Origin of the sequence: Streptomyces viridochromogenes, from assembly GCF_001270495.1 — a bacterium.
Lineage (GTDB): Bacteria > Actinomycetota > Actinomycetes > Streptomycetales > Streptomycetaceae > Streptomyces > Streptomyces viridochromogenes_A.
Genome location: NZ_LGUR01000155.1, coordinates 1 through 294, shown reverse-complemented (window position 1 = coordinate 294; position 294 = coordinate 1). Strand labels below are relative to the sequence as shown.

Annotated in this window: 1 protein-coding gene; it reads left to right on the top strand. The window is 70.7% G+C overall.

Annotation, left to right across the window (positions count from 1 at the left end; genetic code table 11):
* The coding region (locus ADK36_RS16470; protein WP_048587684.1) for a hypothetical protein at positions 1-294 on the top strand (294 nt) is incomplete at both ends.

The window sequence follows — 294 nt, the reverse complement described above, 5'->3', positions numbered from 1 at the left end:
GGCGTCTTCCCCGCCACCATCAGCCCCCACGCCATCGCCGACCACCGCACCATCACCCCCATCCCCCACCACTGGACCTACGCCCAAGCAGCCTCGGTGTCATGGGTGTTCCTCGCGGCGTACTACTCCCTCCATCACCTGGCGGGGTTGAAGAAGGGTGAGTCGGTGCTCGTCCATGCCGCCGCGGGCGGAGTGGGTATCGCCGCGACGCAGATCGCCCGGCACCTCGGCGCCGAGGTCTACGCCACCGCCAGCCCCGGCAAATGGGACCTCCTGCGCGCCGCCGGCATCCCC